Raw genomic sequence first — 25,089 nt, 5'->3', positions numbered from 1 at the left:
TCAGTGGCCGTGCGGAGTGGACTCGTGTCCGGGCGTCTCAGATGCTGTGCTGCTCGGAGCTCGGGTCGGGGAAGCAGTCGTGGCTGCCGTTGTCGCCGGCGGGACGATGGCGTTGCCGGTGGCGTTCACGGTGAACTCTGCGGTGTGCACCTTGCCCGCGTGCTGGAAGTCCAAAAACAGGCTGTAGGTGCCACCCGTCGGGAAGGTCGTGCCGAACTGGATCTTCGGGCCGCCCTTGCTGCCAGGTGTCGCCAGCTGGGCCGGGTGGTTGTGGAGGTACGCGAGGTCTCCGCTGCGGAGCGACACCAGGTGGCCGAAGGCCCCCAAATACGGCTGCAGGTCAATGACCGGCTGGCCGCCCTTGCTGATACTGAAAGTGAGCTCGGACTCCTTGCCGGCGTTCGGATTACCCGCCAGCGTCACGTCGTACCCGTCGACGCTGGTCACGGCCGACGGCTCGTTCAGCGGAACCGGGACGTAGAGCCCCGACACGTTGACGTCGGTGCCGAGCGTCAGCGTCTTACCGAGCGCGGCCGGCTGGAAGTCGGTGAACACCCGCCAGGTGCCGCCTGCGGTGAACGTGAACGGAATGCTCCACGCGCCGCTCGCGTCCCGCGTCGGATGCACGTGGTGGAACCCGGACAGGTCCCGCCGTACGACGATCAGGTGCAGGTCCTTCTCATGAGTCTTCGTGTACTGCGTGACGGGCTTCCCGTCGGGACCCTGGATCGTGAACTTGAGGGTCTGCTGCTGCCCCGAAGGGAAAAACGTGGTTGCTGGAAGCAACGTGTAGCCATCCTGGGACACCGCGAGCCCGGGTGGTTGCGCGCCCGGGTCGCTGTGTCCCGTCGCGTGCCCACCCGGCTCGTCGCCGGCCATCCCGTCGGTCATGCCCGGGGTACCGGCGTGCGGGGCGGGGTCGGCTGCCGCGATCGGGTCGGCCGCGGAGCCGAGTGCGAACGCGCCGGCGAAGGCGAGCAGCAACGCACCGGCGAACGCGGCGAGCCGGAGCGCGACAGCCCGGGTCATGAGCCGACCAACTCGTAACCGGCCTCGTCGACCGCCTCGCGAACCGCGGAGTCGTCGAGTGCGTTGTCGCTCTTCACATGCACCGCGGAGGTGCCGCCGGCGTTGAGGTCGATGGTGACCTCCTGGACGCCGTCCAGTTTGCTGATCTCCTCGGTGACGGCAGCGGTGCAGTGTCCACAGGTCATGCCGCTGACGGAGTAGGTCGTGGTCGTCATAGCGTTGCTCCTAGCTCGGGTTGGTTTGATCTGAGTCGGCCGGTGCCGGGTGGTTCGCGTGGCGCAACGGGCGTGGCTCGACCGGCGTGGCTCGACCGGCGTTGGTCAGCCGGCGGCGGTCAGCTGCGGACCAGGCGGGCGATGGCGTCGGAGGCCTCGCGGACCTTCTCCTCCGCCTCGGCGCCGCCCTTCTGGGCGGCCTCGACCACACAGTGCGAGAGGTGCTCGTCCAGCAGTTCCAGCGAGAACGACTGCAGTGCCTTCGTCGCCGCCGAGACCTGGGTGAGGATGTCGATGCAGTACTTGTCCTCCTCGACCATCCGCTGCAGGCCGCGCACCTGCCCCTCGATCCGCCGCAGCCGCTTCAAGTGACTGGACTTCTCGGACGTGTAGCCGTGCACCTGTCCGGTGCTCGATTCGGCGTTCTCTTCGGCGGTCATGGCGGTTCTCCTTCTCCACAGCTACCCCACCGGGGTATGCCAACGCCTTGAAGCTACCCCCTTGGGGTATCCAGCGCAAGTCCTCGACGCATACCGGGTGGGGGTAACGCGAACGGCCAGGCAGCGGACGCCGTACGCATCCTGCTGCCTGGCCGGTGAAAGTCGCCCGCGGCGAATCGCGGGCCGCGGTGAGCCGCGGTCGAAGTCGGAGCCGCCCTCAGGCTCAGCGCCGAACCCGGTCAGAGCCCGAGGTCGGTGAGGCCCGGGTGGTCGTCGGGCCGGATACCCGGTGCGTCCCAGTGGAAGAGGCGGTCGGACTCGTCGATGGCCTGGTCGTTGATGCTGGCCCGGCGGACCCGCATCAGGCCGTTCTCGTCGAACTCCCAGTTCTCGTTGCCGTGCGAGCGGAACCACTGCCCGCTGCTGTCGTGGCTCTCGTACACGAACCGCACCGCGATCCGGTTGCCGGTGAACGCCCACAGTTCCTTGATCAACCGGTAGTCCAGCTCCCGGGCCCACTTCTGGGTGAGGAACTCGACGACCTGCTGGCGGCCGTTGACGAAGACGTCCCGGTTCCGCCAGTAGGTGTCGGGGGTATAGGCGAGCGAGACGGCTTCCGGATCCTGCTTGTTCCAGGCGTTCTCGGCCGCCCGGACCTTCTGGATCGCGGTCTCCTCGGTGAACGGGGGCAGCGGTGGCCGGGCCTCCACGGCATCTCCTCAACTCTCAGTGCAGCCTGCGGATGGCTCACAGTATCCAAATCAGATTCGATCTTGTACTGCCTGTCGGCGAAAGGCGTGGCCCCGGATGGCCCAACCAACATGGCAGGGTGAGCGTCTCCTGACTCAAGGAGTATCCGAACAAAGGGGTGGCATGCCGGAGTTGGCTGTAAGTACACGGGGACTGCGGAAGACCTACCGCACTCGCCTGGGCAAGCGGGTCGTCGCCGTACAGGGCCTCGACCTCGACGTGCCGATCGGGGGAGTGCACGGCTTCCTGGGCCCCAACGGATCCGGCAAGACGACCTCGATCCGGATGCTCCTCGGCCTGGTCCGAGCCGACGCCGGCACCATGACGGTGTTCGACCAAGTCGTGCCGCGGCACCTGCCCGACGTCGTGGGCAGGGTCGGCGCGATCGTCGAGTCGCCCAAGTTCTTCCCGGCCTTCAGCGGCCGGAAGAACCTCGAGTTACTCGCCGACGCCATCGGCGCACCCCGCAAGCGGGTCGACGAGGTGCTCGTCGAGACCTCACTCGGCGAACGCGGCGAGGATCGGTTCAAGGGCTACTCGCTCGGTATGAAGCAGCGGCTGGCGATTGCCGCCACCCTGCTCAAGGAGCCCGACCTGCTGATCTTCGACGAGCCCACCAACGGTCTCGATCCGGCCGGTATCCGCGAGATCCGCGAAACCATGCGTCGCCTCGGCGAGCAGGGCCGCACGGTACTGGTCAGCAGCCACATCCTGGCCGAGGTCGAGCAGGTCGCCGATACGGTGTCGATCATCGGTCACGGTCGGCTGCTTGCCTCCGGCACCGTCGCGGAGGTGATCGGCGGTTCGGCCGGCACCACCGTCAAGGTTGCTGTCGACAACCATGAGGCGGCGACCCGGATCCTTACCGCTGCCGGCCTTACCGTGCGGGCCGATGGCAACTACCTGCTGGTTGACGGTGCCGAGCAGTCGTCGGACGTGACCAGGCGTCTGGCCGAGCAGGACTTGTACGTATCCGAACTGATCCCGGTCCGTGCCGACCTGGAATCGGTGTTCCTCGAACTCACCGCCGACGAGGGCCTGGGAGACGACCGATGATCCGCCTCACCGCAGTCGAGCTCCGTCGACTCATCGCCCGCCGCCTCACTGTCGCCGGCGTCGCCGCGGTCCTGCTGATCACCGGGATCGTCCTGGTGGCCACCTGGAACAACGCGAAGCCGCTGTCCGAGGCGCAGCAAAAGCAAGCCCGGGTCAGTTTCGAGCAGCAGCATGGGGAGTGGCTGGCGCACGGCGCGGAGTGGAAGAAGCAGTGCACGACGGATTACGCGTCGGCGCCCGATCCGAAGCCTTCGCTCGCGGAGTTCTGCAACTATCCCGAGCCCACCATCGAGATGTTCGGCAAGCCGCCGACGAGCTTCGTCGACACGATGCCGGACCTGCTGCTCGGATCGTCGTACCTGCTGGCCTTCGTCGCCTTCCTGATCGGCGCCAGCTTCGTCGGCGCCGAGTTCAGCAGTGGTGCGATCGGCAACTGGCTGACGTTCGAGCCCCGTCGGCTGCGCGTCTACGGCAGCAAGTTGCTGGGCGCGGCGGTTGGCATGGTCCCGGTCGCGGTGGTGGCGCTCGCGATCCTGCTGGCAGGCGCCTACCTGATCATCGATCAGCTCGGAACGACAGCCGGTACGACGGGCAAGGTCTGGGGTGATCTGACCAGCACAGCGGGCCGGGCGGTTCTTCTGACCGCTGCCGCAGGTGCTCTCGGCGGGGTCTTCGGGTTGTTGCTACGCCACACGGCTGCGGCGATCGGTCTGGCGATGGGCTACCTGGTGCTGATCGAGGGCGTGTTCGGCGGGTTCCTGCTCAAGGCCCAGCCGTGGCTGGTGAAGCTCAACTTCGACGCCTGGGTCAAGCACGACGCGAAGTACTACGTCGACAAGTGCGAGGTCATGACGGACGGCAACTACAACTGCACCACCATCGAGAAGACCCTGAGCTTCGAACACGGCGCCTGGTACCTGGGCATCATCGCCGTGGTTCTCCTCGCTCTCGGTGCCGCGGTCTTCAGCCGCCGCGACATCAACTGACAGGGCCGCTTGACCTGACAGGGGCTCGGGAACGATCCAGCCAGAACGAACGCCGGCCCCGGGTGGAGAACCACCCAGGGCCGGCGTCGCGTAGTACGGGAGATCAGGCGATGAGGCGCTCCTCGGTGGAAGCCGAGAAGAGGTGCAGCTTGTCCGGCTCCGCCGCCAGGTGGATGGTCGAGCCCTTCTCGACCTTCATCCGGGCGTCGATCCGGGCGACGATCTGCTGGTGCTCGTTGTTGTGCTCGGCGGTGCCGTAGAGGAACGCGTCGGCGCCGAGCTCCTCGATCACGGCGACCTTGACCGGCAGGCCCTGGTCGGCGACCTTGAAGGCCTCCGGCCGTACACCCAGGGTCAGGGTCTTGTCGTTGCCGGCCTTGGCCAGGATGTTCCGGTCGACCGGTACGACGTAGTCGCCCAGCTTGGCGCCACCCTCAACGAGGTCGGCGTCGAGCAGGTTCATCGCGGGCGAGCCGATGAAGCCGGCCACGAACTTGTTCTTCGGCGCGTCGTACAGGTTCAGCGGGGTGTCGACCTGCTGGAGCAGGCCATCCTTCAGTACTGCCACCCGGTCGCCCATCGTCATGGCCTCGACCTGGTCGTGGGTGACGTAAACGGTGGTGACACCGAGACGCTGCTGCAGCTCGGCGATCTGGGTGCGGGTCTGAACGCGCAGCTTGGCGTCGAGGTTCGACAGCGGCTCGTCCATCAGGAAGACCTGCGGGTTACGCACGATGGCGCGGCCCATGGCGACGCGCTGACGCTGACCACCGGACAGGGCCTTCGGCTTGCGGTCGAGGTAGTCCTCGAGGCCGAGCAGCTTGGCGGCCTCCTGGACGCGCTTGGCGCGGTCCTCCTTGGAGACACCCTGCATCTTCAGCGCGAAGCCCATGTTGTCGGCGACCGACATGTGCGGGTAGAGCGCGTAGTTCTGGAACACCATCGCGATGTCCCGCTCCTTCGGCGGACGGTGCGTGACATCGCGGTCGCCGATGTAGATGGATCCCTCGTTGACCTCTTCGAGGCCGGCGAGCATCCGGAGCGAGGTGGACTTGCCGCAACCCGACGGGCCGACGAGCACCATGAACTCGCCGTCCTCGATCTCGAGGTTGAGCTTGTCGACGGCCGGCGTTTCAGAACCCGGGTACACCCGGGTGGCCGCCTTGAACGAGACAGTAGCCATGACGATTCCTTCCTTCACCGGCAGGAACGTGCCGGACGATCCGAGTAAAGGCCCCCAGGCGGGGGTGCGCCCATCCTCACCTGACTCGCTCGTCCTGACAAGGGTGTACGGCGTGTGAGCTGTCCGTACTGTTCACGGACTGGACAACTTCGCGCACCGTGACCGACTGCTCAGTCTGCAAGATCTTGCATGGTTTGCTGCAAGGACAAGGATCGGTGGGTAGGGTGCGCCCGTGAGCAGTAGAGCGAGGCTGGCCGACATCGCGGTCAAGGCGGGGGTCAGCGAGGCGACCGTGTCGCGGGTGCTGAACGGCAGGCCGGGGGTCGCCGAGGAAACCAGACAAGCCGTCCTGACCGCCCTGGACGTGCTCGGCTTCGAACGTCCGACCAGGTTGCGGCGACGGTCTGCCGGCCTGGTCGGCCTGGTGATGCCCGAGCTGATCAACCCGATCTTCCCCGCGTTCGCCCAGGTGATCGAGTCGGCGCTCTCGCAGCGCGGGTTCACTCCGGTGCTGTGCACGCAGTCGCCTTCCGGAGCGACCGAGGAGGAATACGTCGAGATGCTGCTCGAGCGGGGCGTGTCCGGCATCATCTTCGTGTCCGGGTTGCACGCCGATACCGGCGCGGATCACGCCCGCTACCAGTCGCTGGTGGACCGGAACCTCCCCGTGGTGTTCGTCAACGGCTGGCTGCCCGGCGTCGAGGCGCCCTTCATCTCCTCCGACGAGTACGCCGCGATGGAGCTGGCCGTGTCCCATCTGGTTGCCCTCGGCCACCGGCGGATCGGGTTCGCCTCCGGACCGGAACGGTTCATCGTGGTCCAGCGGAAGCTCGCGGGCTACCGGACCGCGATGAAGGCGCAGCTCGGGCTGAACGACAACGACCTGGATCAGTTGGTGGAGCTCAGCATGTTCGGCGTCGAGGGTGGCGCCGCGGCGGCCCAGCGACTGCTCGATGCCGAGGTCAGTGCCGTTGTCTGCGGCTCCGACATGATGGCGCTGGGCGTCATCCGGGCTGCCAGGCAGCGCGGTCTCGCCGTACCCGCCGACATCTCGGTGGTCGGGTATGACGACGCCCCGATGATGGAGTTCACCGACCCGCCGATGACCACGGTCCGCCAGCCCGTCCAGGCGATGGGCCTGGCGGCGGTGCAGTCCCTCCTGGAGGAGGTCCGCGGCCACACCACCCCGCACACCGAGTTCCTCTTCCGCCCCGAGCTTGTGGTCCGTAAGTCAACCGGTCCCCACCGCCCGGGAAGCTGAGGACGGGGCGCCCGCGTTCGGCAGGCGCCCCGTAGTACAAGACAGAACTCCGGCTCGGAACCGTCCCCTGCCGGGCGGTTCCGAGCCAGAGGGTCAGGGATACCTTCTACTTGGACGTGTGGAAGGCAGCTTTGCTGCCGGCGGAGGCGGCGAAGCCGTTCGCCCAGAGGGAGTTGACGCGGGAGCGCTCGTTCGCGTCCGGGTACGCGTTGGTGCAGGACGGGCCGGGGCCGCCGCCGGACATCAGTTCGCTGCAGGGGCCGGAGTAGTGGTCCGGCAGACCGAGCACATGACCGGTCTCGTGCGCGGTGATCCGGGTCGGGTTGTACTGCTGGGCCTGCGCGTAGTCCAGGAAGACGTAGCCACTGCCGTGGCCGTCGGTGGACGCGTACGAACCGCGCGGGTCGTTGCCCTCGGTGTAGTAGAAGTCGTAGTTGCTGCCCTCGACCAGGCGCACGTTGCTGACCGACGAGTTCCAGACCGACGTGCTGGAGTTGATCTGGGACCGGAAGCTGGGTGCGTCCACCGCGTAGGTGACGGTGACGGCCGCGGCCTTGTGGCCGGACTTGGCCTGCTGTGCTTGCTTTGCGCTGGCGGACTTCATCACCGCGTCGTAGAAGGCCTTGGTGGCTGCTTCGTCCTGCGGCGAACCGGTGTACGCCGCGATGCTGGCCGGGGTCGAGGTGGTGACGGGGGCCTGCGCCGTGGGGGCGGCGGCGAAGGCGGGGACTGCCAGGGCTGCGGCGGCGAGCCCGGCTAGGGACGTCAGGAGACGGCGATGCGACATGGGAGGGCCTCACTCCGTGATCTGGTGGCGGAAAGCGACCGGCGGACTACTGATCGCTACAAGGCGGGATGTTGCCAAGCCTTGGGAAAATCCGCACCAGATCGGGAAAAAGGCAGGGGTTATCCCTCGTTCACCGCTGTGGGGCCTATGGCTGTCATAACTCGCCGGGGATGCCGACGTTCAGGATGCGGGCACCTGGTCCACGCTCGGCCAGCCGGTCGGACTTGTTGTACAGGTTGCAGCGCTGCAGGCTGAGGCAGCCGCACCCGATACAGCCGTCCAGGTCGTCGCGGAGCCGCTCGAGCTCGGCGATCCGGCTGTCGAGCCGGCTCCGCCAAGATTTCGACAGCTTGCTCCAGTCGGCCCGGGTCGGCGTCCGGTCATCGGGTAGCGAGTCCAGCGCGAGCCTGATTTCGGACAGCGCCAACCCGACTCGCTGTGCTGCCTGGACGAAGGCGATCCGTCGAAGCGTGCTGCGCTGGTACTGCCGCTGGTTCCCGGCGGTCCGCCGGGAGGTGATGAGGCCCTGGTCCTCATAGAAGCGCAAGGCCGACGCGGCGACGCCGGAGCGGCTGGCGATCTCGCCGATCGACAACCAGTGGTCCTTGCTGGGAATGGTGTCCTCCGCCATACCGCCACCCTAGGACCGTCGCACAAGAGCTAAACCGAACTTGAGCTTGGGCAGGCGGACCGCCAACACTCAGCTTCGCGCCTTGCGGGCGGTTCGAACGCTGTTGCCGAGCGGGGGAGCGAGTCGGCGCCGGTGATGCGATCGACGTTGGTGAGTGTTGGCGGTCCGCCCTCCGCCGGAGGGGAAGCGGGAGCGCCAGTAGGTGGCCGGTAGGGTGGGGGAGCAGTGGTCAGAGCAAGGGTCGTGGTCAGAGCAAGGGCCCGGACGGGGTATACTTTTCTCTGTCGGTGCGCGAGTCGCGTCACCAGAGCATTTCCCAGGCGCTCCGACCCGTCGGTTTCAGCATCCCGCTGATGTTTCCCCGGCGACATGGGTGCAACGCGATAGCACCCGCAGGTCGATGCCTAATCTCCTGCCTCGCACGACAATTCCGGCCATTTTCTCATGGCCGGCACTTGCGTGTGGGCTCCGATCCGGCATCGGGCCGTGACGTTGAGAGAGAGATTGCGTGTCCCAGCACCACCAGGACCAGTATGTTCCCGCCGACGGCAACGAGGCCGCCGACCGGGTGAAGAAGCCGCGGCACAAGAAGTTCCAGACCCAGTCCTACGGCGAGCGGATGGCCGCCGAGCTGGACGCCCCGAGCACCCCCGGCACCGACCGTAGTTCGGCCCGGGTGGAGAAGCCTGCCCAGGTTGAGCGCCGGGGTGGACCGAGCCAGTACTCCGACCGGGGCAGCCGTGGCTCCGACCGTCGGGACAACGACCGCCGTGGCGGCCGTGACGACGACCGGCGTAGCGGTAGCCGCCCGCCGGTGCGGGGTTACCGCGCGGAGCAGGCGAACCAGTCGCGCCCCGAGCGTCCGGCGTACTCCGAGAACCGGAGCAGCACCAGCCGCACGGACGGTTCGTCGTACCCGAAGAGCACGTACCAGAAGAGCTCGTACGACAAGAACACTCCGTACAGCAAGACCCCTTACACCAAGAGCCCTGCCGACAAGGGCTCCTTCCGCAACGACCGCACCGAGCGGACGGACCGCGGCTTCGATCGCCCGGACCGGAACGCCGGCAGCTCCGAGCGCAACGACCGAGGCTTCGAGCGCAACGACCGTGGGTCCGACCGCAACGAGCGGGGCTCCGACCGGGGTTACGAGCGGCGTGAGCGGACCGAGCGTCCCCAGGTCGAGGTTCCCGTCGATCTCGGTACCGTTGCCGAGGGCAATGGCTTCGCCGAGCTCGGCCTGTCGCCGCGGCTGGTGCAGCGGATGGCTCGCGACGGCATCACCAAGCCGTTCCCGATCCAGGAAGCGACCATCCCGGACGCGTTGGCCGGCCGGGACGTGCTCGGTCGTGGTCAGACCGGTTCCGGCAAGACCCTCGGGTTCGGACTGCCGACGCTGATGCGGTTGGCGGGCGGGCACACCGAGTCGCGCCGTCCGCGCGGCATGGTGCTGGTGCCGACCCGCGAGCTGGCGATGCAGGTGCACGACGCGCTCGAGCCGCTGGCGCACGTGATGAACGTGTCGATCAAGCTGATCGCGGGCGGCCTGCCGTACCCGAAGCAGATCGACGCGCTGCGGCGTGGCGTCGACCTGCTGATCGCGACCCCGGGCCGGTTGATCGACCTGTGCGAGCAGGGCGCTGCCGACCTCGGCGCGGTGGAGGTGGCCGTCCTCGACGAGGCCGACCACATGTGCGACATGGGCTTCATGCCGGCGGTCACCACGCTGCTCGACATGACCCCGGCCGGGGGCCAGCGGTTGCTGTTCTCCGCCACCCTCGACGGTGACGTCGACACCATCGTGAAGACCTACCTGAAGGACCCGGTCACGCACTCGACCGACTCCGCCCAGGCCGCGGTCACCACGATGGAGCACCACCTGCTCGTGATCGAGCCGGCGCACAAGCAGTCGCTGACGGCCGAGCTGGCCAGCCGCGACGGCCGGACCATCGTGTTCGTCCGCACCAAGCTGGGCGCCGATCGCGTCGCCACCCAGTTGCGCGACCGTGGCGTGATGGCCGCGGCCCTGCACGGCGGCCTGACCCAGGGCGCTCGGAACCGGACGCTGGACCAGTTCAAGGACGGGTCGGTTCCGGTGCTGGTGGCAACGGATGTCGCGGCTCGCGGTATCCACGTCGACGACGTCGGCCTGGTCGTCCAGGCGGACCCGGCGGCGGACCACAAGGACTACCTGCACCGCGCGGGTCGTACTGCGCGCGCCGGTGGCAAGGGTGCCGTCGTCACGCTGGTCCTGCCGCACCAGCGGCGTGGCATGATGCGGCTGGCCGAGTCGGCCGGCGTCAACACCGAGCCGGTCCGGGTTCGTCCGGGTGACGAGGTCGTGAACGGCCTGACCGGCGGCACCAAGCCGTCCGGCTACCCGGTCAAGCTGCCGGCCCCCAAGCCGCAGCGTGGCAGCGGTGGGTTCAACAAGGGTGGCAAGCGCTTCGGCGGCGGCAACAGCCGTCCGAGCGGCCGTGGCTACGAAGGCCGTGGCGGACAGGGCGGTGGTGGCTACAAGGGCCGCTCCGACCGCGGCGGCAAGTCGTACTCCCGCTGACCAAGCTCTAACCAGGAAGGCCCCCGGATCACCCGGGGGCCTTCCTGTTTTACAGGGCCAGCTTGATCAGTTGGTCGGCGAAGACCTCCAGAGCCTGTACTGCGGCCTTGGTGTCGCGGTCGACCAGCCAGCCGAGGGTGACGCCGTCGGTGATGGCGAGGGTCATTCGGGCGAGTTGGTCGGCCGGCAAGGACCAGGAGGCGCCGGTGGCGGCCGAGATCTCGTCGAGGATCTCCACGATGCCGGCGAGCTGACTCGCTCGTTGCTCCCGCGCGAGTGGTTCCGTCTCGGCGTTCCGCAGCGCCCAACTCGTCAGCTCGTAGGTCAGCAGTTGGGCGTCCGGCGTCTCCTCGACCAGTCCCCAGAATCCGAGGAACGCGTTCCGCACACTCTCCCGCACGTCCCCACCGGGAACGATGGCCGAGCGTGCGGCGACGACCTGCGCCTCAGCGATCACTCGGATCACCTCGTGGAGCAGTTCCTCCTTTGAGCGGAAGCAATAGTGCACGATGCCGACCGAGATGCCGAGCTCCTGCGCGATCCGCCGGGTGGTGGTCGCGGCGAGCCCCTCCCGGGTCGCGACCTGGATCGCCGCCTGGACCAGCTCGGCGCGTCGCTCGCTCGCGGGTACCCGTGGCATCGGACTCCTCTCGACCGCTCTCCCGTGCGATCACAGTACGACTTCTAGGTCAAGTGTCCAAGACTCTTGACCTAGACCTACTAGTGAGTCATCGTCAGTTTTCAGACGTTCCCTGCCGTCATCACCGCGACGATCTCCCAGGGAGGACCCCGTGACGCGCCGCCCCGCTCTACGTGTTCACACTGCCCGTGCTCACACCCACCGCTTTGCTCGTACGACGACCGCCGCGCTGGCCGTCACCGCAGTACTGGTCCTGGGCTTGTCTACGCCCAGCGAAGCCAGGCCGACGGCAACCCAGGCCGCTCCGCCGACCGACTATTGCGTCGGGCAGTGCGCGGACATCGTGCCACCCGGGCAGAACGGCAACGCGACCTTCGCGGATCTCCTTCTTTTCCAGGGATTCGGCACCCGCCCGCCGCATTTCAGCGACACCCTCAAGCCGTACGAGCAACTGGTCTGGAACTCGCAGGGCATCACCGACGACGGTCTTGATCCGTACTTCGACGACTCCTCGTTCGGGGTGAGACCCGATGACGTGGCGAGCACGTTCCAACCGCGCGCGGACGTGACGATCGTGCGCGACAAGTCTCGCGGCATCCCGCACATCACCGGGACCACCCGCGAGGGCACGATGTTCGGCGCCGGGTACGCCGGGGCGCAGGACCGCTTGTTCGTGATGGACGTGTTCCGGCATCTCGGCCGCGGCCAGCTGACCCCGTTCGCGGGTGGCGCGGCGGCGAACCGGGCGTTCGAGCAGGAGTTCTGGCGGATCGCGCCGTACACCGAGGCAGAGCTGCAGAAGCAGTTCGACGACGCCGACGAGCGCTACGGCGCTGACGGGGCCAAGATGCAGCAGGACATCCAGGCCTGGGTCGATGGCGTGAACTACTACATCAACACGGTCGGGGTCGCCTATCCCGGTGAGTACGTCGCGCTCGGCCTGCCGACGCCGCAACCGTGGAAGGTGACCGACGTGGTCGCCACGGCCGCTGTGGTCGCGGGCATCTTCGGCACTGGTGGCGGTGGTGAGATCCAGTCCGCGCTCGCGTTGCTCGAGGCGCAGGCGAAGTACGGAGTGGCGCAGGGCACCAAGGTCTGGGAGTCGTTCCGTTCGCAGAACGATCCTGAGGCGAGCACCACCGTGCACAACGGCACGACGTTCCCCTACGGCACGACGCCCGCCAACCCGGCCGGGCGCGCGATGCCGGATCGCGGGTCGGTCACCCCTGAGCCGGAGGTCGTCGACCAGACGGGATCCGCAATGACCACGACGGCAGCGCAGCCCAAGAGCAGTACCGGGATCAAACCGCCTGGAACTGCGCAGAGCAAGGAATCGCTGAAGGGCATCTTCGACGGCGGCGTCTTCCCGGAAGGCTTCGGTCCCAAGGGGATGTCGAACGCTCTGCTGGTCTCCGGGCAGTACACCGAGAGTGGCAACCCGGTCGCGGTCTACGGCCCGCAGACCTCGTACTTCGCGCCGCAACTCCTGCTCCGCCAGGAACTCCAAGGTCCGGGAGTCAGCAGCCGCGGCGCCGCCTTCGCGGGGCTGAACTTCTACACCCTGATCGGCCGGGGTGCCGACTACTCGTGGAGCGCCACCTCCGCCGGCCAGGACATCACCGACACGTACGCCGTGCCGCTGTGCGAGCCGGACGGTGGAACGCCGACGAAGGCGTCGACGCATTACGTCTTCCGGAACCAGTGCCTGCCGATCGAGAAGCTGGAACGGCACAACGCGTGGTACTCGAGCCTGGGCTCCTCCGAACCGGCCGGCTCCTACACTTTGGTTGCCCAGCGCACCAAACTCGGAATCGTCACCCATCGCGGCACGGTCGGCGGCAAACCCGTCCTGTTCACGAGCAACCGGTCGACGTACGGGAACGAGGCGGGCTCGGCACTCGGGTTCATGCTGCTGAACGACCCGGACAAGATCCACTCCGCGACGGACTTCAAGAACGCCGCGAGCAACATCGGCTACACCTTCAACTGGTTCTACACGGACAAGACGGACATCGCGTACTTCAACTCCGGCGACAACCCGATCCGCCCGGCCGGGGCCGATCCGAACCTGCCGACCTGGGGCTACCCGCAGTACGAGTGGCAGGGCTGGAACCCGGACACCAACCGGGCCACCTACACCCCGGCCGTGCAGCATCCGCAGGTGGTGAACCAGGACTACCTGACCAGCTGGAACAACAAGCAGGCACCCGGGTTCTCCGCTGCCGACGGCAACTTCGGCTACAACTCGGTGTATCGCAGCCAACCGCTGGACGACCGGATCAAGGCGGTGATCGGGTCCGGCCAGAAGTTCACCCGTGGCAAGCTCGTGTCGGCGATGGAAGACGCCGCGACGGTGGACCTGCGGGCTGATCAGGTGCTGCCCTATCTGCTGCGCGTCTTGAAGAGCGCGCCGATCACCGACCCGGCCGTCGCGGACGCGGTCGCCAAGCTGCAAGCCTGGCAAACGGCCGGGAGCCATCGGAAGACGCCCAACGAGGCGTCCAAGACCTACGACCACGCCGAGGCGATCCGGATCCTCGATGCCTGGTGGCCGCTGCTGGTTCCTGCCGAGTTCCAAGGCCTCGGGCCGGACCTGTACGACGCGCTCGTGCGTACGCAGAAGATCGACGAACGCCCGAGCGCACAGGGTTCCGCCTTCCAGAACGGGTGGTGGGGCTTCGTTCAGCGCGACCTGCGCAAGGTGCTCGGCGACCCGGTTAAGGCCGCGCAACCGGTGACGTACTGCGGTGCTGGTTCGCTCGCCGCCTGCCGTGGCGTTCTCGCGGAGTCCTTGCTGGCGGCAACCAAGGTGCCGGCGGCGACCACCTATCCGGCAACGCCCGACTGTACTGCGGGGGACCAGTTCTGCGCGGACCAGATCGTGCACCAACCGATGGGTGGGATCACCCAGGATCGGATCGCCTGGGTCAACCGGCCGACTTACCAGCAGGTGATCGAGTTCCCGGCCCGCCGCGGTGATGTCGTCAGCAACCAGGCGGTGGGCAAGACCGCGACCGCGAGCAGCTACGAGACGGGACTCTTCAACTCGCCGCCGTCCAGGGCCGTCGATGGCGACCCGGCGACCCGTTGGGCGAGCGACTGGTCCGACCCGCAGTGGTTGAAGGTCGACCTCGGCAGCGAGCAGACGATCCGCCGGGTGGTGCTCCAGTGGGAGTCCGCGTACGCCTCGGCGTACAAGGTCGAGGTGTCGCGGGACAACGTGAACTGGCAGCAGGTGTTTGCCACCAGCAACGGAAATGGCGGGGAGGACGTGGCACGGTTCGGGGCCACCGCGGCTCGCTATGTCCGGATCACCGGGACACAGCGGGCCACGTCGTACGGGTACTCGCTGTATGAGCTCCAGGTCTTCCGGCAGTGACGACAGGGGACGACCAGGGGACGACCAGGGGACTGCCAAGATGGCGGCATGAACCAGAACTTTCCCCCGAACCAGCCTTATCCGCCGCAGCAGGGGTACCAGCAGGGGCCGCCGCCCGGGTACGCGCCTGGCTACCAGCAGGGGCCACCACCGCCGGGCTACGGCCAGACGGGCTACGGGCAACCTGGTCAGGGCCAGCCTGGTTACGGCCAGCCTGGTCAGGGCCAGCCGCCGGCGGGTTACCAGCCGGTGCAGTCGAACGTGCCGCACATCGCGCCGCAGGGTTCGCCGTACCCGGTGCTTGTCTCGACCATGAACGACCTGCCGGGCTACACGGTCGAGCAGGTGTTCGGGGAGGTCTTCGGGTTGACCGTGCGGAGTCGCGACTTCGGCTCGAACTTCACCGCGAGCTTTCGTTCGCTGGGTGGCGGCGAGGTGCCGGAGTACACCCGGATGCTGGCCGAGTCGCGGCATGTCGCGGTGATGCGGATGTGCCAGATGGCGCACCAGTTGGGCGCCAACGCGATCCTGGCGATGCGGTTCGACTGCAACGAGATCGCCCAGACGATGAGCGAGGTCGCCGCCTACGGCACCGCGGTGGTCGTCCGCAAGATCGAGCCGCCGCGGCCCCAGGACGCGCCCGCCCAACCCGACGAGGATGATGCGAATGACAGCTGAGCCATTGGTCTTCGGCCCTGACTTCCGCTGGGGGGTGTCGACGTCGGCGTACCAGATCGAGGGTGCCGTGGCCGAGGGCGGTCGCGGGCCCTCGACGTGGGACACGTTCTGCGCCGAGCCGGGCCGGATCCTCAACGGCGACACCGGTGACGTCGCCTGCGACCACTACCACCGGTATGCCGACGATGTCGCCCTGATGGCGGACCTCGGGGTCGACACCTACCGGTTCTCCTTCTCCTGGCCGCGGGTGCAGCCTTCCGGGCAGGGGCCGGCAAATCCCGCGGGACTCGATTTCTACGACCGGCTGATCGACTCGTTGCTGGCGGCCGGGATCCAGCCCGCCCCGACGCTCTTCCATTGGGACACCCCGCAGGCGTTGGAGGATGCGGGCGGCTGGCTCTCGCGGGACATCACCTCGCGCTTCGCCGACTACGCCTCGATCCTGGCCGATCGGTTCGCCGACCGGGTCGCGCTGTGGATGACCATCAACGAGCCGATGGTGATCACGCTGATGGGCTACTCCCTCGGGGCGCATGCGCCGGGCAAGAAGCTGCTGTTCGATGCCCTGCCGGTCGCTCATCACCAACTGCTGGCTCATGGTCGAGCCGTCCAGGCTCTGCGTGCCGGCGGTGCGTCCACCATCGGGATCGCGAGCAACCACGCGCCAACCTGGCCAGCCAGCGACAGCGCGGAGGACGTCGCGGCAGCTGGGTTCTACGACGCGCTGGTCAACTGGTTGTTCGCTGATCCGGTGTTGCTGGGCCGCTATCCCACGGAAGATCTCGCTGCTGCGATGCCGGGTCCGGTGGCCGAGGACCTGGAGATCATCTCGACGCCGCTCGACTTCTTCGGCCTCAACCACTACGCGCCCATTCGCGTCGGTGCGCCGACCGGCAGCCCGGACACCTCCGCGACGGACGGCTTCACCATGCCGGCTGGACTTCCGTTCGAACCGCGAGAGCTCGACGACTACCCGAAGACGGACTTCGGCTGGCCCGTGGTGCCCGCTGCCTTCGGCGAGATCCTGCGCACCTTCAAGGACCGGTACGGCGACCGGCTGCCGCCGATCTACATCACCGAGAACGGCTGCGCGATCAACGACGGACCGGTCGACGGGGTGGTCGCGGACCAGCGCCGGATCGACTACCTGGACTCGTATCTGCGGGTGCTGAAGCAGGCGATCGACGACGGCGTGGACGTGCGCGGGTACTTCCAGTGGTCGCTGCTGGACAACTTCGAGTGGTCCGTCGGGTACTCCCAGCGGTTCGGCCTGGTGCATGTCGACTTCGAGACCCAGGCCCGCACGCCGAAAGCGTCGTACCACTGGTACCGCGACTTGATCGCCAAGAGCCGAGGATGACCACCGAGCCGACTGCCGCCGCCGACCCTGGCGCGGAGGCTGCCGCTGCGCTGGCTCTGGCTGAGCCGGTGGTGGCAGTGCAGGGACGGTGGACGGCGGCGGTGGTGCTGGCGAATGTCGGGGTGTTCGCGGCCTGGCTCGGCCCGATCCAGGTGCTGCTCGCGAAGCAGTCCGATGCGATTGCTCCAGGCAACAAGGAGTTCGTCTTCGGGCTGGTCACCGGAGTCGGAGCCGCCGTGTCGGTAGTCGCGAACCCCTTGTTCGGCGCGCTTTCCGACCGTACTGCGTCCCGCTGGGGCCGGCGGGTTCCGTGGGTGTTCGGAGGCGCGGTCGGCGGGGCGATCGGGTTGCTAGTGCTCGCTGGAGCAGGTGCCGTCGCGTGGATGTTGCTCGGTTGGTGCCTGGTGCAACTGTTCTGCAATGCGTTGCTGGCGGCAATCACAGCGGCGATCCCGGATCGGGTCCCGAAGTTGCAGCGAGGTGTTGTCGGCGGTTGGGTCGCGCTGGCTCAGACGCTCGGCGCTTTGGTGGGAGTGGGGTTGGCCACCGCCGTCGGAGGGGTCGGCGTTGGCTACCTTGCGTGTGCTGTCTTCCTACTGATCTCGGTGGTGCCTTACCTGCTCGGGAGCGGCGATCAGCGGTTGGCTTCCAGAACTCCCTTCGCCTGGCCGGAGTTCCTCCGCGGCTTCTGGGTCAGCCCGCGGCGCTTTCCCGACTTCGGCTGGGCCTGGTTGACGCGGTTCCTGCTGAACCTAGGCAACGGCCTCGGCACGCTGTACCTGTTCTTCTACCTACAGGACGCGGTGTCCTACGACAATCCGGACACCGGCGTACTGATCCTGACCGCGATCTACAGCGTCTGCGTGCTGCTGACCGCGGTGGCGTCGGGGAGCTGGTCCGACCGGCTGGGCCGCCGGAAGGTGTTCGTCACCTGGTCCGGCGTGGTGATGGCCGTTGGGGCGGTGGTTCTGGCGGTGTGGCCGACGTGGTCGGCGGCTGTGGTGGCCGCTGTGATCCTGGGCGTCGGGTTCGGGGTGTACTTGTCGGTCGACTTCGCCTTGCTCACCGAGGTGTTGCCGAGCGCACGCGACCGGGCGAAGGACCTGGGCGTGATCAATATCGCAAACTCCCTGCCCCAGGTGATCGCCCCGGCCATCGCCGCCCCCGTGGTGAAGTACGTAGGCGGCTACCCGATGCTCTATGGATCGGCCGCCGCCGTGACGCTGCTGGGCGCAGTACTGGTCCGTCGCGTCCGCGCAGTCGCTTAGTCTGCTGGCTATGCCGCTGTTTTCCTTCGAGGGCGTGAGCCCCACCGTGCACCCGGAAGCCTGGATCGCGCCGACCGCCACCTTGGTCGGCGATGTGGTCGTCGAGAAGGGCGCGTCGATCTGGTACGGCGTGGTGATCCGCGCCGATCTGGGCCGGATCGTCATCCGCGAAGGCGCAAACATCCAGGACAACTCGGTGATCCACGTCGGCGACGGCGGCGTCTGCGAGGTCGGCAAGAACGCGACCGTCGGGCATCAGTGCCTGGTCCACGACTGCATCGTCGGTGAGCAGGCCCTGATCGGCAACGGCGCGATCGTGCTGGACGGCGCGGTTGTGGGTGAGCGCACCCTGGTCGCGGCCGGCGCCACCGTCACGCCGGGTTCGGTGATCCCGCCTGAGTCGGTCGCCCTCGGGAGCCCGGCGAAGAAGATCATCCCGCTCGAGGGCACCGCCAAGCTGTTCGTCGACCACAATGCCGCCGTCTACCACGACCTCGCCCAGCGTCACGCGGCCACGGTCGAGCAGGTCGGCTAGCTCGTGAAGATCGAGACAGTCCAACGCTGGGTCGCCTCAGTCATCTTGATCCACGTGGGCGGCGCCCCCGCGGTCACCCTCGCCGCCTACAGCACCAACCTCGTCGACACCGACTACGGCAAGGGCGTCGGTCTCTGGGTGATGTCCGGCGTCGTCGGCCTCGTCACCGCCGGCGGCGTACTGCTGATCTTCCAACGCTCACTGCTGTCACCTTGGCTCGTACCCGGCATCCTTCCAACTGCGATCGCGGCCTTCTTCCTATTTTGAGCCGCGTACGGCGGCTAGTCTCCTGCCAAAAGGGAGGCCGGATGGCGACTCAGGTGGGGACAGCGGTTCGGAGTAGGTGGTCGGCGATCGGCGCGTTCGCGCTGGTCGGCGCGGCCACCCAGTTGGTCTGGCTCAACTTCGCTGGCGTCACCACTGTCGCGGCCGAGCGGTACGGCGTGTCCGAGAGCGCAATCGGGTGGCTCGCCCAGGTCTTCCCGCTCCTGTACGTCGTGCTGGCGATCCCGGCCGGGCTGATCCTCGACCGGTGGTTCCGCACCGGCTTGCTCATCGGTGCACTGCTCACTGCTATCGGTGCAGCCGTGCGGCTCATCGGTGACGACTACAGCTGGCTCCTAGTCGGGCAGTTGCTGGCCTCGGTCGCGCAGCCGTTCGTGCTGAACGCAGTCACGGGCATCACTGGGCGCTACCTGGCCGAGAAGGACCGCCCAACGGGGATTGCGGCCGGTACTGCGAGCGTCTTCGCCGGCATGGTGATCGCCTTCGTACTAGCCGCCGTGCTGCCCCATGCGGATCAGCTGCCCAGCATGCTGTGGTTGTCGGCCGGCTTCAGCGTGCTCGCCGCCGTACTACTGCTAGTTGCCCTGCGCAAGCCCGGTGAGCACAAGGTCGAACGGCGACGCCCTGATCGTGGTGCTCTGAAGGTCGCCTGGGGTGATCCGCTGATCCGGCGGTTGTCATTGCTGGCGATCTTCCCGTTCGGCGTGTTCGTTGCCATGACCACCTTTGCGCAGGCGCTGTTGGAACCAGCCGGAGTCAGCGGCGAGACCGCAAGCACGATCCTGCTGGTCAACGTGGTTGCCGGTGTCATCGGTAGTGCCGTGGTACCGGTCCTGGTTGTCCGTCGCCACGCCGAGTCCGCCCTGCTCGTGGCAAGCCTCTCCGTAACCGCCTTGGCCTGTGCTGCGCTGGCGTTCCTGCCTGGGGTGGTCATGGGGTTCGTGGCGATCACGGTGATTGGGTTCCTCCTGCTGCCGGCTCTACCGATCGTGCTGGAGCTCGTGGAGCGCCGTACGGGCGAAGCCGAAGGCACAGGCGCCGGGCTGATCTGGATGGCGGGGAACCTGGGCGGCCTGGTGGTTGCCACAGTGGTCGGGCTACTGGTGGATCACCCGCTGGCCGCATTCCTGGTGATGGCCGTCGTCGCGCTGATCGCAGTACCAGGGGCGCGTGCTTTGCGGCGGCCTATTGCCGAGCTCTCGTAGCCAGGGCAAGCGCGGTTGCGGCTGCAGCGAGGAGTCCACCCGCGCCTGCGGTTATGAAGGTGACCCGGGCGTTGGTGTGTTGGAGCAGTAGGCCGCCGAAGACGTACGAGATACCTGCAGCCAGGCCGATCGCGCCGTACAGGTTCCCGAACACCCGCCCGAGCATGGCAGCCGGTACGACGCGCTGCAGGTGCGTGTTGATCGCCACGTCGAGCGCGGCGATCCCTAGCCCGCGGATGGTCTGCAGCGCAAGTGCTGCCCAGATAGCCCAGGCCAACCCGGTGAACAGGTTGCCCGCGCTCGCTACTGCGAAGCCGATCACCATCAGGGGGAGCATGCTGAGCTTGTTGCCGAGTCTGGTCAGCAGGGCATAGCCGACGACGAGGCCGATGCCGACCCCGGCGTACAGGGTGGCGGCGGCCGAGTTCCCACCGTGCAGTTCGTCCTTGGCGAGGAACACCATCGCCACGTCGTCGACCCCGCTGAACGCGACCACGGCGAAGAACCCCAGACCGATCACGCGGACGACCTTCGTCCTCCAGATGTACCTCAACCCGGCTCGTGCGTTGCCGAGGAATGAGCCCCCGTCGGACTCTTCGCTGGGCGGCAGCGACGGCAGCCGGCTCAGGAGAACCGCAGACGCGAGGAAGGTCGCCGCGTCGATGAAGAGGATCCCGCGCACATCGAGGACCAGGAACAAAGCTGCCGCGATCAACGGCCCGACCGCCTCGAGCCCGTGCGTACCCGCCCCCAGCGCCGAGTTCGCCGTCTCCAGATCCCGATCGGGCACCAGCGCCGGTACTGCGCTCCGCGAGCTCGCCTGGAACACCTGCGCGACCAGGCTCCGGACCGCGACCAGCGCAAGCAACACCGGCAACGGCGGCAGGGTGGCAGCCATCACGACCACGAGCGCGCCTTGCAGGACATCGCAGGCGACCATCACCTTCCGGAGATCGAACTTGTCTCCGATCACCCCCACGAACGCTCCGAACAACCCCGGCGTGAAGTCCCCAGCCAACAACAGCAACGCCACCGCCAACGCCGCCCCGGTCTTTTCCTCCACATACAGCAGCAACGCGACGAGACTCAGCGAATCCCCGAGGAACGACACAGCCCGAGCAACCCACAACCGCCGAAACGGGACATTCCCCCGCAAGACCTGCACGGCCCCACTCCGGTGCACCGCCTCCTCGGCTCCCACCCCAACCCCGCTTCCACCCAGCAGACGCCCGTCCACCCCAGCCTGGCGCTCGGTCGCCCGCCCGCCCGGCCTGCCACCCAGCCCATGTCTGTCCGCCCGGGTTGCCGCCCAGGTCTGACCCGTCCACCACCCCCCGGGGCAACCTTTGCGACGTCCGGGGCTCAGGATCCTCTACGATGGTCCGGCACTCACGTGCACCCGCCGACGTGGCGCAATTGGTAGCGCACCGCTCTTGTAAAGCGGTGGTTAGGGGTTCGAGTCCCCTCGTCGGCTCTCTCACCAGGGCATATGCCTTCGGGCTCATGAACGAGGAGCCTCCTGCCCATGGTTTACCCCATGGTTTTGGTCTTCCCGGCTCTCCGGCATCGCCTTGGCCAGAGCATGCGCGGCCTCTGGATTCCGGGCTCGTCGGGCAAAGTAGACATCCTGGGTCATGGATGGGCGCGACTGACCGAGCTGGTCTGCTACCTGCCTTGCCGTTTGCCCGGCCTCGTCCAGAAGCGTCGCCGTTGTCTTCCGGAAGTTGTGCGATGTGACCCAGGCGAATTGGTCGGCGATCGAGGGCTCAGCCGCTCGAGCTAAGAGGTCGAGCAGGGATGTACGAACGGAGCGCTTTACTCGGTACAGCGCCAGGAGGGCTTCCGCTTCCGAGCGGTCCACGCGCACACGCGCGGTTCAATCAGGCTGAGCTTGTGCTTCGGCCATCCCAACCGCTGAGCAACGTCAGCTTGTAGAAGGCCGGCCTCGCGGCGAATCTTCTGCAGCTCGCGACCGAGCTCCCGGCGTTGCTCACTACCGATCGGCTGCCGAGCGCGGCGCAGATCCGTGCGGACGTTGTTCGGGTCCCGGAACCCTCCCAGTGCATCGGCGAAGACTGGAGCGTCCAGTTGGACACCGGCGCTGAACCGTCGTTGCAGCATTGCCATCGCCCAGGAAGGAAGGCTCAGCACACGGAAACCCGCCCTGGACTTTGTGCGACGCCGGACGAGACCTACCCCCTTGACCCTGTTGATCTGCGAAGTGATCTCGACCTCGTTCGCTTCGAAGTCCACTTGCTCCCATAGGACAGCGAGCGACTCGCTGATGCGCAGTCCGGTGGCCAGTAGGAATAGCGACAGGTCGGGGATGTCCGCACGGTTGGCGCGTTCGTCACTCGCCAACATCACGAACCACTCCTGTCGTTCCTGATCGGTCATCGCTCTCGGTGCCGTCTTAGGTGCTGCCTCGATGGAGCCCAGTTCGCGAACTGGGTGCGAGACGATCGCGCCGTGCCGTACGGCGAGTGAGAGAACACCAGCAATGACGCTCTTGCAGGTCTTTGCCGACACCGCGCCGACCTCGTCCTTGATCGCGGTGATGACCTTGTCGAGGAGCGGAGTGGTCATCTCACCAAGCCGTACGTCGCCGACGCGTGGCAGCACGTTCGTCTTGAGTTGCGTCTGATAGGTGTAGGGCGTTCCGGGTGAGCGCTTGTCGTCCTTAACCATCGCGTTGAGCTTTCCGATGTAGACATCGACCGCCGCAGAGAACCGGGTCATCGACGTGAGCGTGCCAGACCTCGCCAGCTGCGAGCGCTCCTTCAACTTCGTTTGCAGGTTGTTATCTGCTGCCGTTGCGCTCTTGCCATACGCGTCGACCTGACGCGTCTTGCCGTCGAAGTCTCGGTAGTACGCAACCGCCCGGAAGCGATCCGCCTTACCTTCTCGTTGACGTGCACGGCATAGGTCCGGATCCGTCCCCAGGAACCAAGCGGCAGTGGCTTCCTACCCATCTTCAGCCCCTGACCTATGACGCCAACTTCTGCGCGTCGAACCAGGCAACCACTTCGTCCGAGTCGTAACGCAAATGCTTGCCGATCCGAACTCCGACGGGGCCGTAGCACTGGCAGCGCCACTTGTAGAGCGTCTTGACCGGCACGCCCAAGTAGGTGGCGACATCCTCAACGGTCCATCGCCGCTGCATGCTTGCAACCACTGACTTTCCTCCTTCAATCGAGATCTCCGATTGCTTCCAGTTCGTCTTTGACCAGCCGTCGGTTTTCGCGTGCTTTCGCGGCTGCGGTGTTGGCGAGGAGTGCGTCGCCGATGGTTCGCCAGCCGGTGTTGGCGTAGGTGAAGTTGCCGACGATGAGGGTGGTTTCGGTGTCGCCGGTGCGTTCGGCGGTGCGGTGGCGTTCGCGTCGCCAGTTGGCCCGCGCCTCGCGAAGGGCTCTCAGTCTCGTGGAGTACTGCCGGGACTTGGTGGAGAAGTGGCCACCGAAGCCGAGCATGTGTGCCCAGAGCCGGAGCCTCTTGTAGGACAGGCGTCCGGAGTTCTTGGCGGCCTCTGCGGGGTCGAGGTCTGCGCCGGGGCGTCCGAGTCGCCAGCAGGCGTCGACCAGGCGGGCCGTGTGGGTGTTGTCGCTGGTGTAGCGGCGCACGGTCGCGGCGGTGAGGCGAGCCGATGAGTGGCCGGTGGCCTCGGCTCCCTTGGTGGCGTACTTGGCGAGGTACCCGGCGACCGCGGTTTCGGTGATCACCCCGGCCACCGCTTGCCGAACCGGCCGTACGTCGAGTTGCTGGCCCCATTCGATGAGCCAGCGCCGAGCTTGTCGGGGTGCGGCGGACCGGAACCGGGTGCCTTCGGCGGCGCGGCGGATCGCGTCGGTGAGCAAAGCGAAGTCGGCGGCCAGATGCGGCACGGCCAGGTGGTGGGGCTCCAGCGGATCGGCTCCGTCGAGCCGGATCAACGGGTGGAAGTGCGCGACGCCCCGCGACTGCATCTCAGCGACCTTGCCGTAGGACAGCTTGACCTGGATGCCGTGCTTGGCGCCCCAGCGGCGGAGGGTGTCCTTGGCGCGCTCCATCGTGCGTCGCCACAGTTCGCCGGACAGGGCGTTCCAGACGACCTGGTGGTCGTGGTCGTAGCAGTCCAGACACGCGGCATGCCCAGGATCTTCTCGCCGTCGTGGTGGACCTGGTGGCAACGCAAGTCGATGCCGTGGGGGCAGAGGTCGGGTTTGTGGCGCGGCCGGCAAACCTGGTTGCAGAGCTGCCCGTCGCGTCCTCGGTGCTTGCGGGCGGAGTGGACCGGACCGAACGAGGGCGCGGTGAAGGTGACGAACGCCGAAGGGTGCTGGACGACCGAGGCGGGGATGCCTTGCCGCCCGCAGGCCCGCGAGAACGAGTTGGTAGGTGTCGCCTCGGTAGAGCACCTGGTCGAACACGCCACCAGCGGGCCCACGTCTGGACCAACGGGCAACCGCTCTTACCCCTTAGCTGAGCAGTTGCACGAAAGCACGGGACGAGTGGAGAACTAGGCGGACTTGCCCGCGGCCTGCGCGTTGAGGGTCTTGGCCCGGTACGCGACACCGTTCCGCCCATTGGTGGCCCACGGCATGGCCTCCAGCTCGACCGGCACGACAACAGCGCCAACGTTGACCTTCGGCGTGGCATTGCCCGCCAAAGTCACATTGATCACCTCGCCGCCGGTCTCGTCGAGCGCCATCACCTGAACCGACCAGAGCAGCTCGTTGGTGTTCCGGTCAGCCTTCTGCCGGCCGTTCTGGTCCTTCTTCTCCTCCACACCCTTCGTGACCGTGAACGTCTTGCCCGTGGTGTCGATGGTCAGCTTCATGAGAACCTTCCTTGTCAGTCGTCCT

General features: G+C 67.2%; 24 protein-coding genes, 1 tRNA gene and 1 pseudogene. 12 read left to right on the top strand and 14 right to left on the bottom strand.

Features of this window, described 5'->3' with window-relative positions:
- The 4 genes from ABD210_RS15435 to ABD210_RS15420 all read right to left on the bottom strand — a co-directional run bounded on the left by ABD210_RS15435 (position 1) and on the right by ABD210_RS15420 (position 2,394).
- Positions 1-1,029, bottom strand: coding sequence for a hypothetical protein (locus tag ABD210_RS15435; RefSeq protein WP_344112113.1), 1,029 nt, complete (start codon positions 1,027-1,029; stop codon positions 1-3).
- Positions 1,026-1,244, bottom strand: coding sequence for a heavy-metal-associated domain-containing protein (locus ABD210_RS15430; protein ID WP_344112112.1), 219 nt, complete (start codon positions 1,242-1,244; stop codon positions 1,026-1,028). The genes ABD210_RS15435 and ABD210_RS15430 overlap by 4 nt, the downstream gene beginning before the upstream one ends.
- A gap of 119 nt (positions 1,245-1,363) precedes the next feature.
- Positions 1,364-1,684, bottom strand: coding sequence for a metal-sensitive transcriptional regulator (locus ABD210_RS15425; RefSeq protein ID WP_425552678.1), 321 nt, complete (start codon positions 1,682-1,684; stop codon positions 1,364-1,366).
- Positions 1,685-1,923: 239 nt separating this feature from the next.
- Positions 1,924-2,394 carry a nuclear transport factor 2 family protein gene (locus ABD210_RS15420; RefSeq protein WP_344112111.1) on the bottom strand — a complete coding sequence of 157 codons (471 nt, stop codon included), beginning with the start codon at positions 2,392-2,394 and terminating at the stop codon, positions 1,924-1,926.
- 163 nt (positions 2,395-2,557) lie between these two features.
- On the opposite strand from ABD210_RS15420, the gene ABD210_RS15415 reads away from it, so the two are divergent.
- Both ABD210_RS15415 and ABD210_RS15410 read left to right on the top strand, forming a co-directional pair.
- The gene (locus ABD210_RS15415; RefSeq protein WP_344112110.1) at positions 2,558-3,490 is read left to right on the top strand and encodes an ATP-binding cassette domain-containing protein; all 933 of its coding nucleotides are present in this window, start codon (positions 2,558-2,560) and stop codon (positions 3,488-3,490) included.
- A complete protein-coding gene (locus ABD210_RS15410) occupies positions 3,487-4,476 on the top strand; it encodes an ABC transporter permease subunit (protein ID WP_344112108.1) in 990 nt (329 codons plus the stop codon). Before ABD210_RS15415 ends, ABD210_RS15410 begins: the two co-directional genes overlap by 4 nt.
- A 103-nt stretch (positions 4,477-4,579) precedes the next feature.
- Here ABD210_RS15410 and ABD210_RS15405 read toward each other — a convergent pair whose 3' ends face one another.
- Positions 4,580-5,659, bottom strand: a complete 1,080-nt coding sequence (locus ABD210_RS15405) for an ABC transporter ATP-binding protein (protein ID WP_344112107.1) — start codon at positions 5,657-5,659, stop codon at positions 4,580-4,582.
- Between the two features lie 232 nt (positions 5,660-5,891).
- On the opposite strand from ABD210_RS15405, the gene ABD210_RS15400 reads away from it, so the two are divergent.
- Positions 5,892-6,920, top strand: coding sequence for a LacI family DNA-binding transcriptional regulator (locus ABD210_RS15400; protein ID WP_344112106.1), 1,029 nt, complete (start codon positions 5,892-5,894; stop codon positions 6,918-6,920).
- Between the two features lie 106 nt (positions 6,921-7,026).
- Here ABD210_RS15400 and snpA read toward each other — a convergent pair whose 3' ends face one another.
- Together snpA and soxR are read right to left on the bottom strand one after the other, a co-directional pair.
- Entirely contained in the window at positions 7,027-7,707 is a 681-nt protein-coding gene (gene snpA, locus ABD210_RS15395; RefSeq protein WP_344112105.1) for a snapalysin, read from the bottom strand.
- Positions 7,708-7,861: 154 nt separating this feature from the next.
- Entirely contained in the window at positions 7,862-8,338 is a 477-nt protein-coding gene (gene soxR, locus ABD210_RS15390) for a redox-sensitive transcriptional activator SoxR (RefSeq protein ID WP_344112104.1), read from the bottom strand.
- A 508-nt stretch (positions 8,339-8,846) separates the two neighbouring features.
- On the opposite strand from soxR, the gene ABD210_RS15385 reads away from it, so the two are divergent.
- Positions 8,847-10,898 (top strand): DEAD/DEAH box helicase, encoded by a 2,052-nt coding sequence (locus ABD210_RS15385; protein ID WP_344112103.1) that lies wholly within the window; start codon positions 8,847-8,849, stop codon positions 10,896-10,898.
- 49 nt (positions 10,899-10,947) lie between these two features.
- Here ABD210_RS15385 and ABD210_RS15380 read toward each other — a convergent pair whose 3' ends face one another.
- Complete coding sequence (locus ABD210_RS15380) at positions 10,948-11,538, bottom strand: TetR/AcrR family transcriptional regulator (RefSeq protein WP_344112102.1); 591 nt, start codon at positions 11,536-11,538, stop codon at positions 10,948-10,950.
- A 151-nt stretch (positions 11,539-11,689) separates the two neighbouring features.
- Between ABD210_RS15380 and ABD210_RS15375 the strand changes: the two genes are divergently transcribed.
- The 7 genes from ABD210_RS15375 to ABD210_RS15345 are packed head-to-tail and all read left to right on the top strand — an operon-like array spanning position 11,690 to position 20,248.
- Complete coding sequence (locus ABD210_RS15375; RefSeq protein ID WP_344112100.1) at positions 11,690-14,917, top strand: penicillin acylase family protein; 3,228 nt, start codon at positions 11,690-11,692, stop codon at positions 14,915-14,917.
- 48 nt (positions 14,918-14,965) lie between these two features.
- Positions 14,966-15,595, top strand: coding sequence for a heavy metal-binding domain-containing protein (locus ABD210_RS15370; RefSeq protein ID WP_344112099.1), 630 nt, complete (start codon positions 14,966-14,968; stop codon positions 15,593-15,595).
- Complete coding sequence (locus tag ABD210_RS15365; RefSeq protein ID WP_344112097.1) at positions 15,585-16,955, top strand: GH1 family beta-glucosidase; 1,371 nt, start codon at positions 15,585-15,587, stop codon at positions 16,953-16,955. Before ABD210_RS15370 ends, ABD210_RS15365 begins: the two co-directional genes overlap by 11 nt.
- A complete protein-coding gene (locus ABD210_RS15360) occupies positions 16,952-18,223 on the top strand; it encodes an MFS transporter (protein ID WP_344112095.1) in 1,272 nt (423 codons plus the stop codon). The genes ABD210_RS15365 and ABD210_RS15360 overlap by 4 nt, the downstream gene beginning before the upstream one ends.
- 10 nt (positions 18,224-18,233) lie before the next feature.
- Positions 18,234-18,758, top strand: coding sequence for a gamma carbonic anhydrase family protein (locus ABD210_RS15355; RefSeq protein WP_344112094.1), 525 nt, complete (start codon positions 18,234-18,236; stop codon positions 18,756-18,758).
- Between the two features lie 3 nt (positions 18,759-18,761).
- Positions 18,762-19,025 carry a hypothetical protein gene (locus ABD210_RS15350; RefSeq protein ID WP_344112093.1) on the top strand — a complete coding sequence of 88 codons (264 nt, stop codon included), beginning with the start codon at positions 18,762-18,764 and terminating at the stop codon, positions 19,023-19,025.
- A gap of 41 nt (positions 19,026-19,066) precedes the next feature.
- On the top strand, positions 19,067-20,248 hold the full coding sequence (locus tag ABD210_RS15345) for an MFS transporter (protein WP_344112092.1): 1,182 nt from the start codon (positions 19,067-19,069) through the stop codon (positions 20,246-20,248).
- Here the strand turns inward: ABD210_RS15345 and ABD210_RS15340 are convergent.
- Entirely contained in the window at positions 20,229-21,413 is a 1,185-nt protein-coding gene (locus ABD210_RS15340; RefSeq protein ID WP_344112091.1) for an MFS transporter, read from the bottom strand. The genes ABD210_RS15345 and ABD210_RS15340 overlap by 20 nt on opposite strands.
- Before the next feature lie 236 nt (positions 21,414-21,649).
- On the opposite strand from ABD210_RS15340, the gene ABD210_RS15335 reads away from it, so the two are divergent.
- Positions 21,650-21,722: transfer RNA gene (locus ABD210_RS15335), tRNA-Thr, on the top strand.
- Between the two features lie 341 nt (positions 21,723-22,063).
- Here ABD210_RS15335 and ABD210_RS15330 read toward each other — a convergent pair.
- The 5 genes and pseudogenes from ABD210_RS15330 to ABD210_RS15315 all read right to left on the bottom strand — a co-directional run bounded on the left by ABD210_RS15330 (position 22,064) and on the right by ABD210_RS15315 (position 25,064).
- A complete protein-coding gene (locus ABD210_RS15330) occupies positions 22,064-22,987 on the bottom strand; it encodes a helix-turn-helix domain-containing protein (RefSeq protein WP_344112090.1) in 924 nt (307 codons plus the stop codon).
- A 247-nt stretch (positions 22,988-23,234) separates the two neighbouring features.
- Positions 23,235-23,423 (bottom strand): helix-turn-helix transcriptional regulator, encoded by a 189-nt coding sequence (locus ABD210_RS15325; protein ID WP_344112089.1) that lies wholly within the window; start codon positions 23,421-23,423, stop codon positions 23,235-23,237.
- A 13-nt stretch (positions 23,424-23,436) separates the two neighbouring features.
- Positions 23,437-24,414: a replication initiator gene (locus ABD210_RS15320; RefSeq protein ID WP_425552681.1), complete on the bottom strand. Its 978-nt coding sequence runs from the start codon at positions 24,412-24,414 to the stop codon at positions 23,437-23,439.
- 11 nt (positions 24,415-24,425) lie between these two features.
- Positions 24,426-24,659 (bottom strand): annotated as a pseudogene (locus ABD210_RS32475) (replication initiator); the annotation flags it as partial.
- 84 nt (positions 24,660-24,743) lie between these two features.
- A complete protein-coding gene (locus tag ABD210_RS15315) occupies positions 24,744-25,064 on the bottom strand; it encodes a hypothetical protein (protein WP_344112088.1) in 321 nt (106 codons plus the stop codon).
- Between the last annotated feature and the right edge of the window lie 25 nt (positions 25,065-25,089).

Origin of the sequence: Kribbella alba (genome assembly GCF_039529635.1) — a bacterium.
Taxonomy (GTDB): domain Bacteria; phylum Actinomycetota; class Actinomycetes; order Propionibacteriales; family Kribbellaceae; genus Kribbella; species Kribbella alba.
This window is presented reverse-complemented; position numbering and strand designations above follow the sequence as displayed.

Excerpts from the sequence above, each read along its gene's own strand:
- ABD210_RS15435 (WP_344112113.1), bottom strand. The coding sequence starts at position 1,029 with ATGACCCGGGCTGTCGCGCTCCGGCTCGCCGCGTTCGCCGGTGCGTTG.
- ABD210_RS15430 (WP_344112112.1), bottom strand. The coding sequence starts at position 1,244 with ATGACGACCACGACCTACTCCGTCAGCGGCATGACCTGTGGACACTGC.
- ABD210_RS15425 (WP_425552678.1), bottom strand. The coding sequence starts at position 1,684 with ATGACCGCCGAAGAGAACGCCGAATCGAGCACCGGACAGGTGCACGGC.
- ABD210_RS15415 (WP_344112110.1), top strand. The coding sequence starts at position 2,558 with ATGCCGGAGTTGGCTGTAAGTACACGGGGACTGCGGAAGACCTACCGC.
- ABD210_RS15410 (WP_344112108.1), top strand. The coding sequence starts at position 3,487 with ATGATCCGCCTCACCGCAGTCGAGCTCCGTCGACTCATCGCCCGCCGC.
- ABD210_RS15405 (WP_344112107.1), bottom strand. The coding sequence starts at position 5,659 with ATGGCTACTGTCTCGTTCAAGGCGGCCACCCGGGTGTACCCGGGTTCT.
- snpA (WP_344112105.1), bottom strand. The coding sequence starts at position 7,707 with ATGTCGCATCGCCGTCTCCTGACGTCCCTAGCCGGGCTCGCCGCCGCA.
- soxR (WP_344112104.1), bottom strand. The coding sequence starts at position 8,338 with ATGGCGGAGGACACCATTCCCAGCAAGGACCACTGGTTGTCGATCGGC.
- ABD210_RS15380 (WP_344112102.1), bottom strand. The coding sequence starts at position 11,538 with ATGCCACGGGTACCCGCGAGCGAGCGACGCGCCGAGCTGGTCCAGGCG.
- ABD210_RS15370 (WP_344112099.1), top strand. The coding sequence starts at position 14,966 with ATGAACCAGAACTTTCCCCCGAACCAGCCTTATCCGCCGCAGCAGGGG.
- ABD210_RS15365 (WP_344112097.1), top strand. The coding sequence starts at position 15,585 with ATGACAGCTGAGCCATTGGTCTTCGGCCCTGACTTCCGCTGGGGGGTG.
- ABD210_RS15360 (WP_344112095.1), top strand. The coding sequence starts at position 16,952 with ATGACCACCGAGCCGACTGCCGCCGCCGACCCTGGCGCGGAGGCTGCC.
- ABD210_RS15355 (WP_344112094.1), top strand. The coding sequence starts at position 18,234 with ATGCCGCTGTTTTCCTTCGAGGGCGTGAGCCCCACCGTGCACCCGGAA.
- ABD210_RS15345 (WP_344112092.1), top strand. The coding sequence starts at position 19,067 with ATGGCGACTCAGGTGGGGACAGCGGTTCGGAGTAGGTGGTCGGCGATC.
- ABD210_RS15330 (WP_344112090.1), bottom strand. The coding sequence starts at position 22,987 with ATGACCCGGTTCTCTGCGGCGGTCGATGTCTACATCGGAAAGCTCAAC.
- ABD210_RS15315 (WP_344112088.1), bottom strand. The coding sequence starts at position 25,064 with ATGAAGCTGACCATCGACACCACGGGCAAGACGTTCACGGTCACGAAG.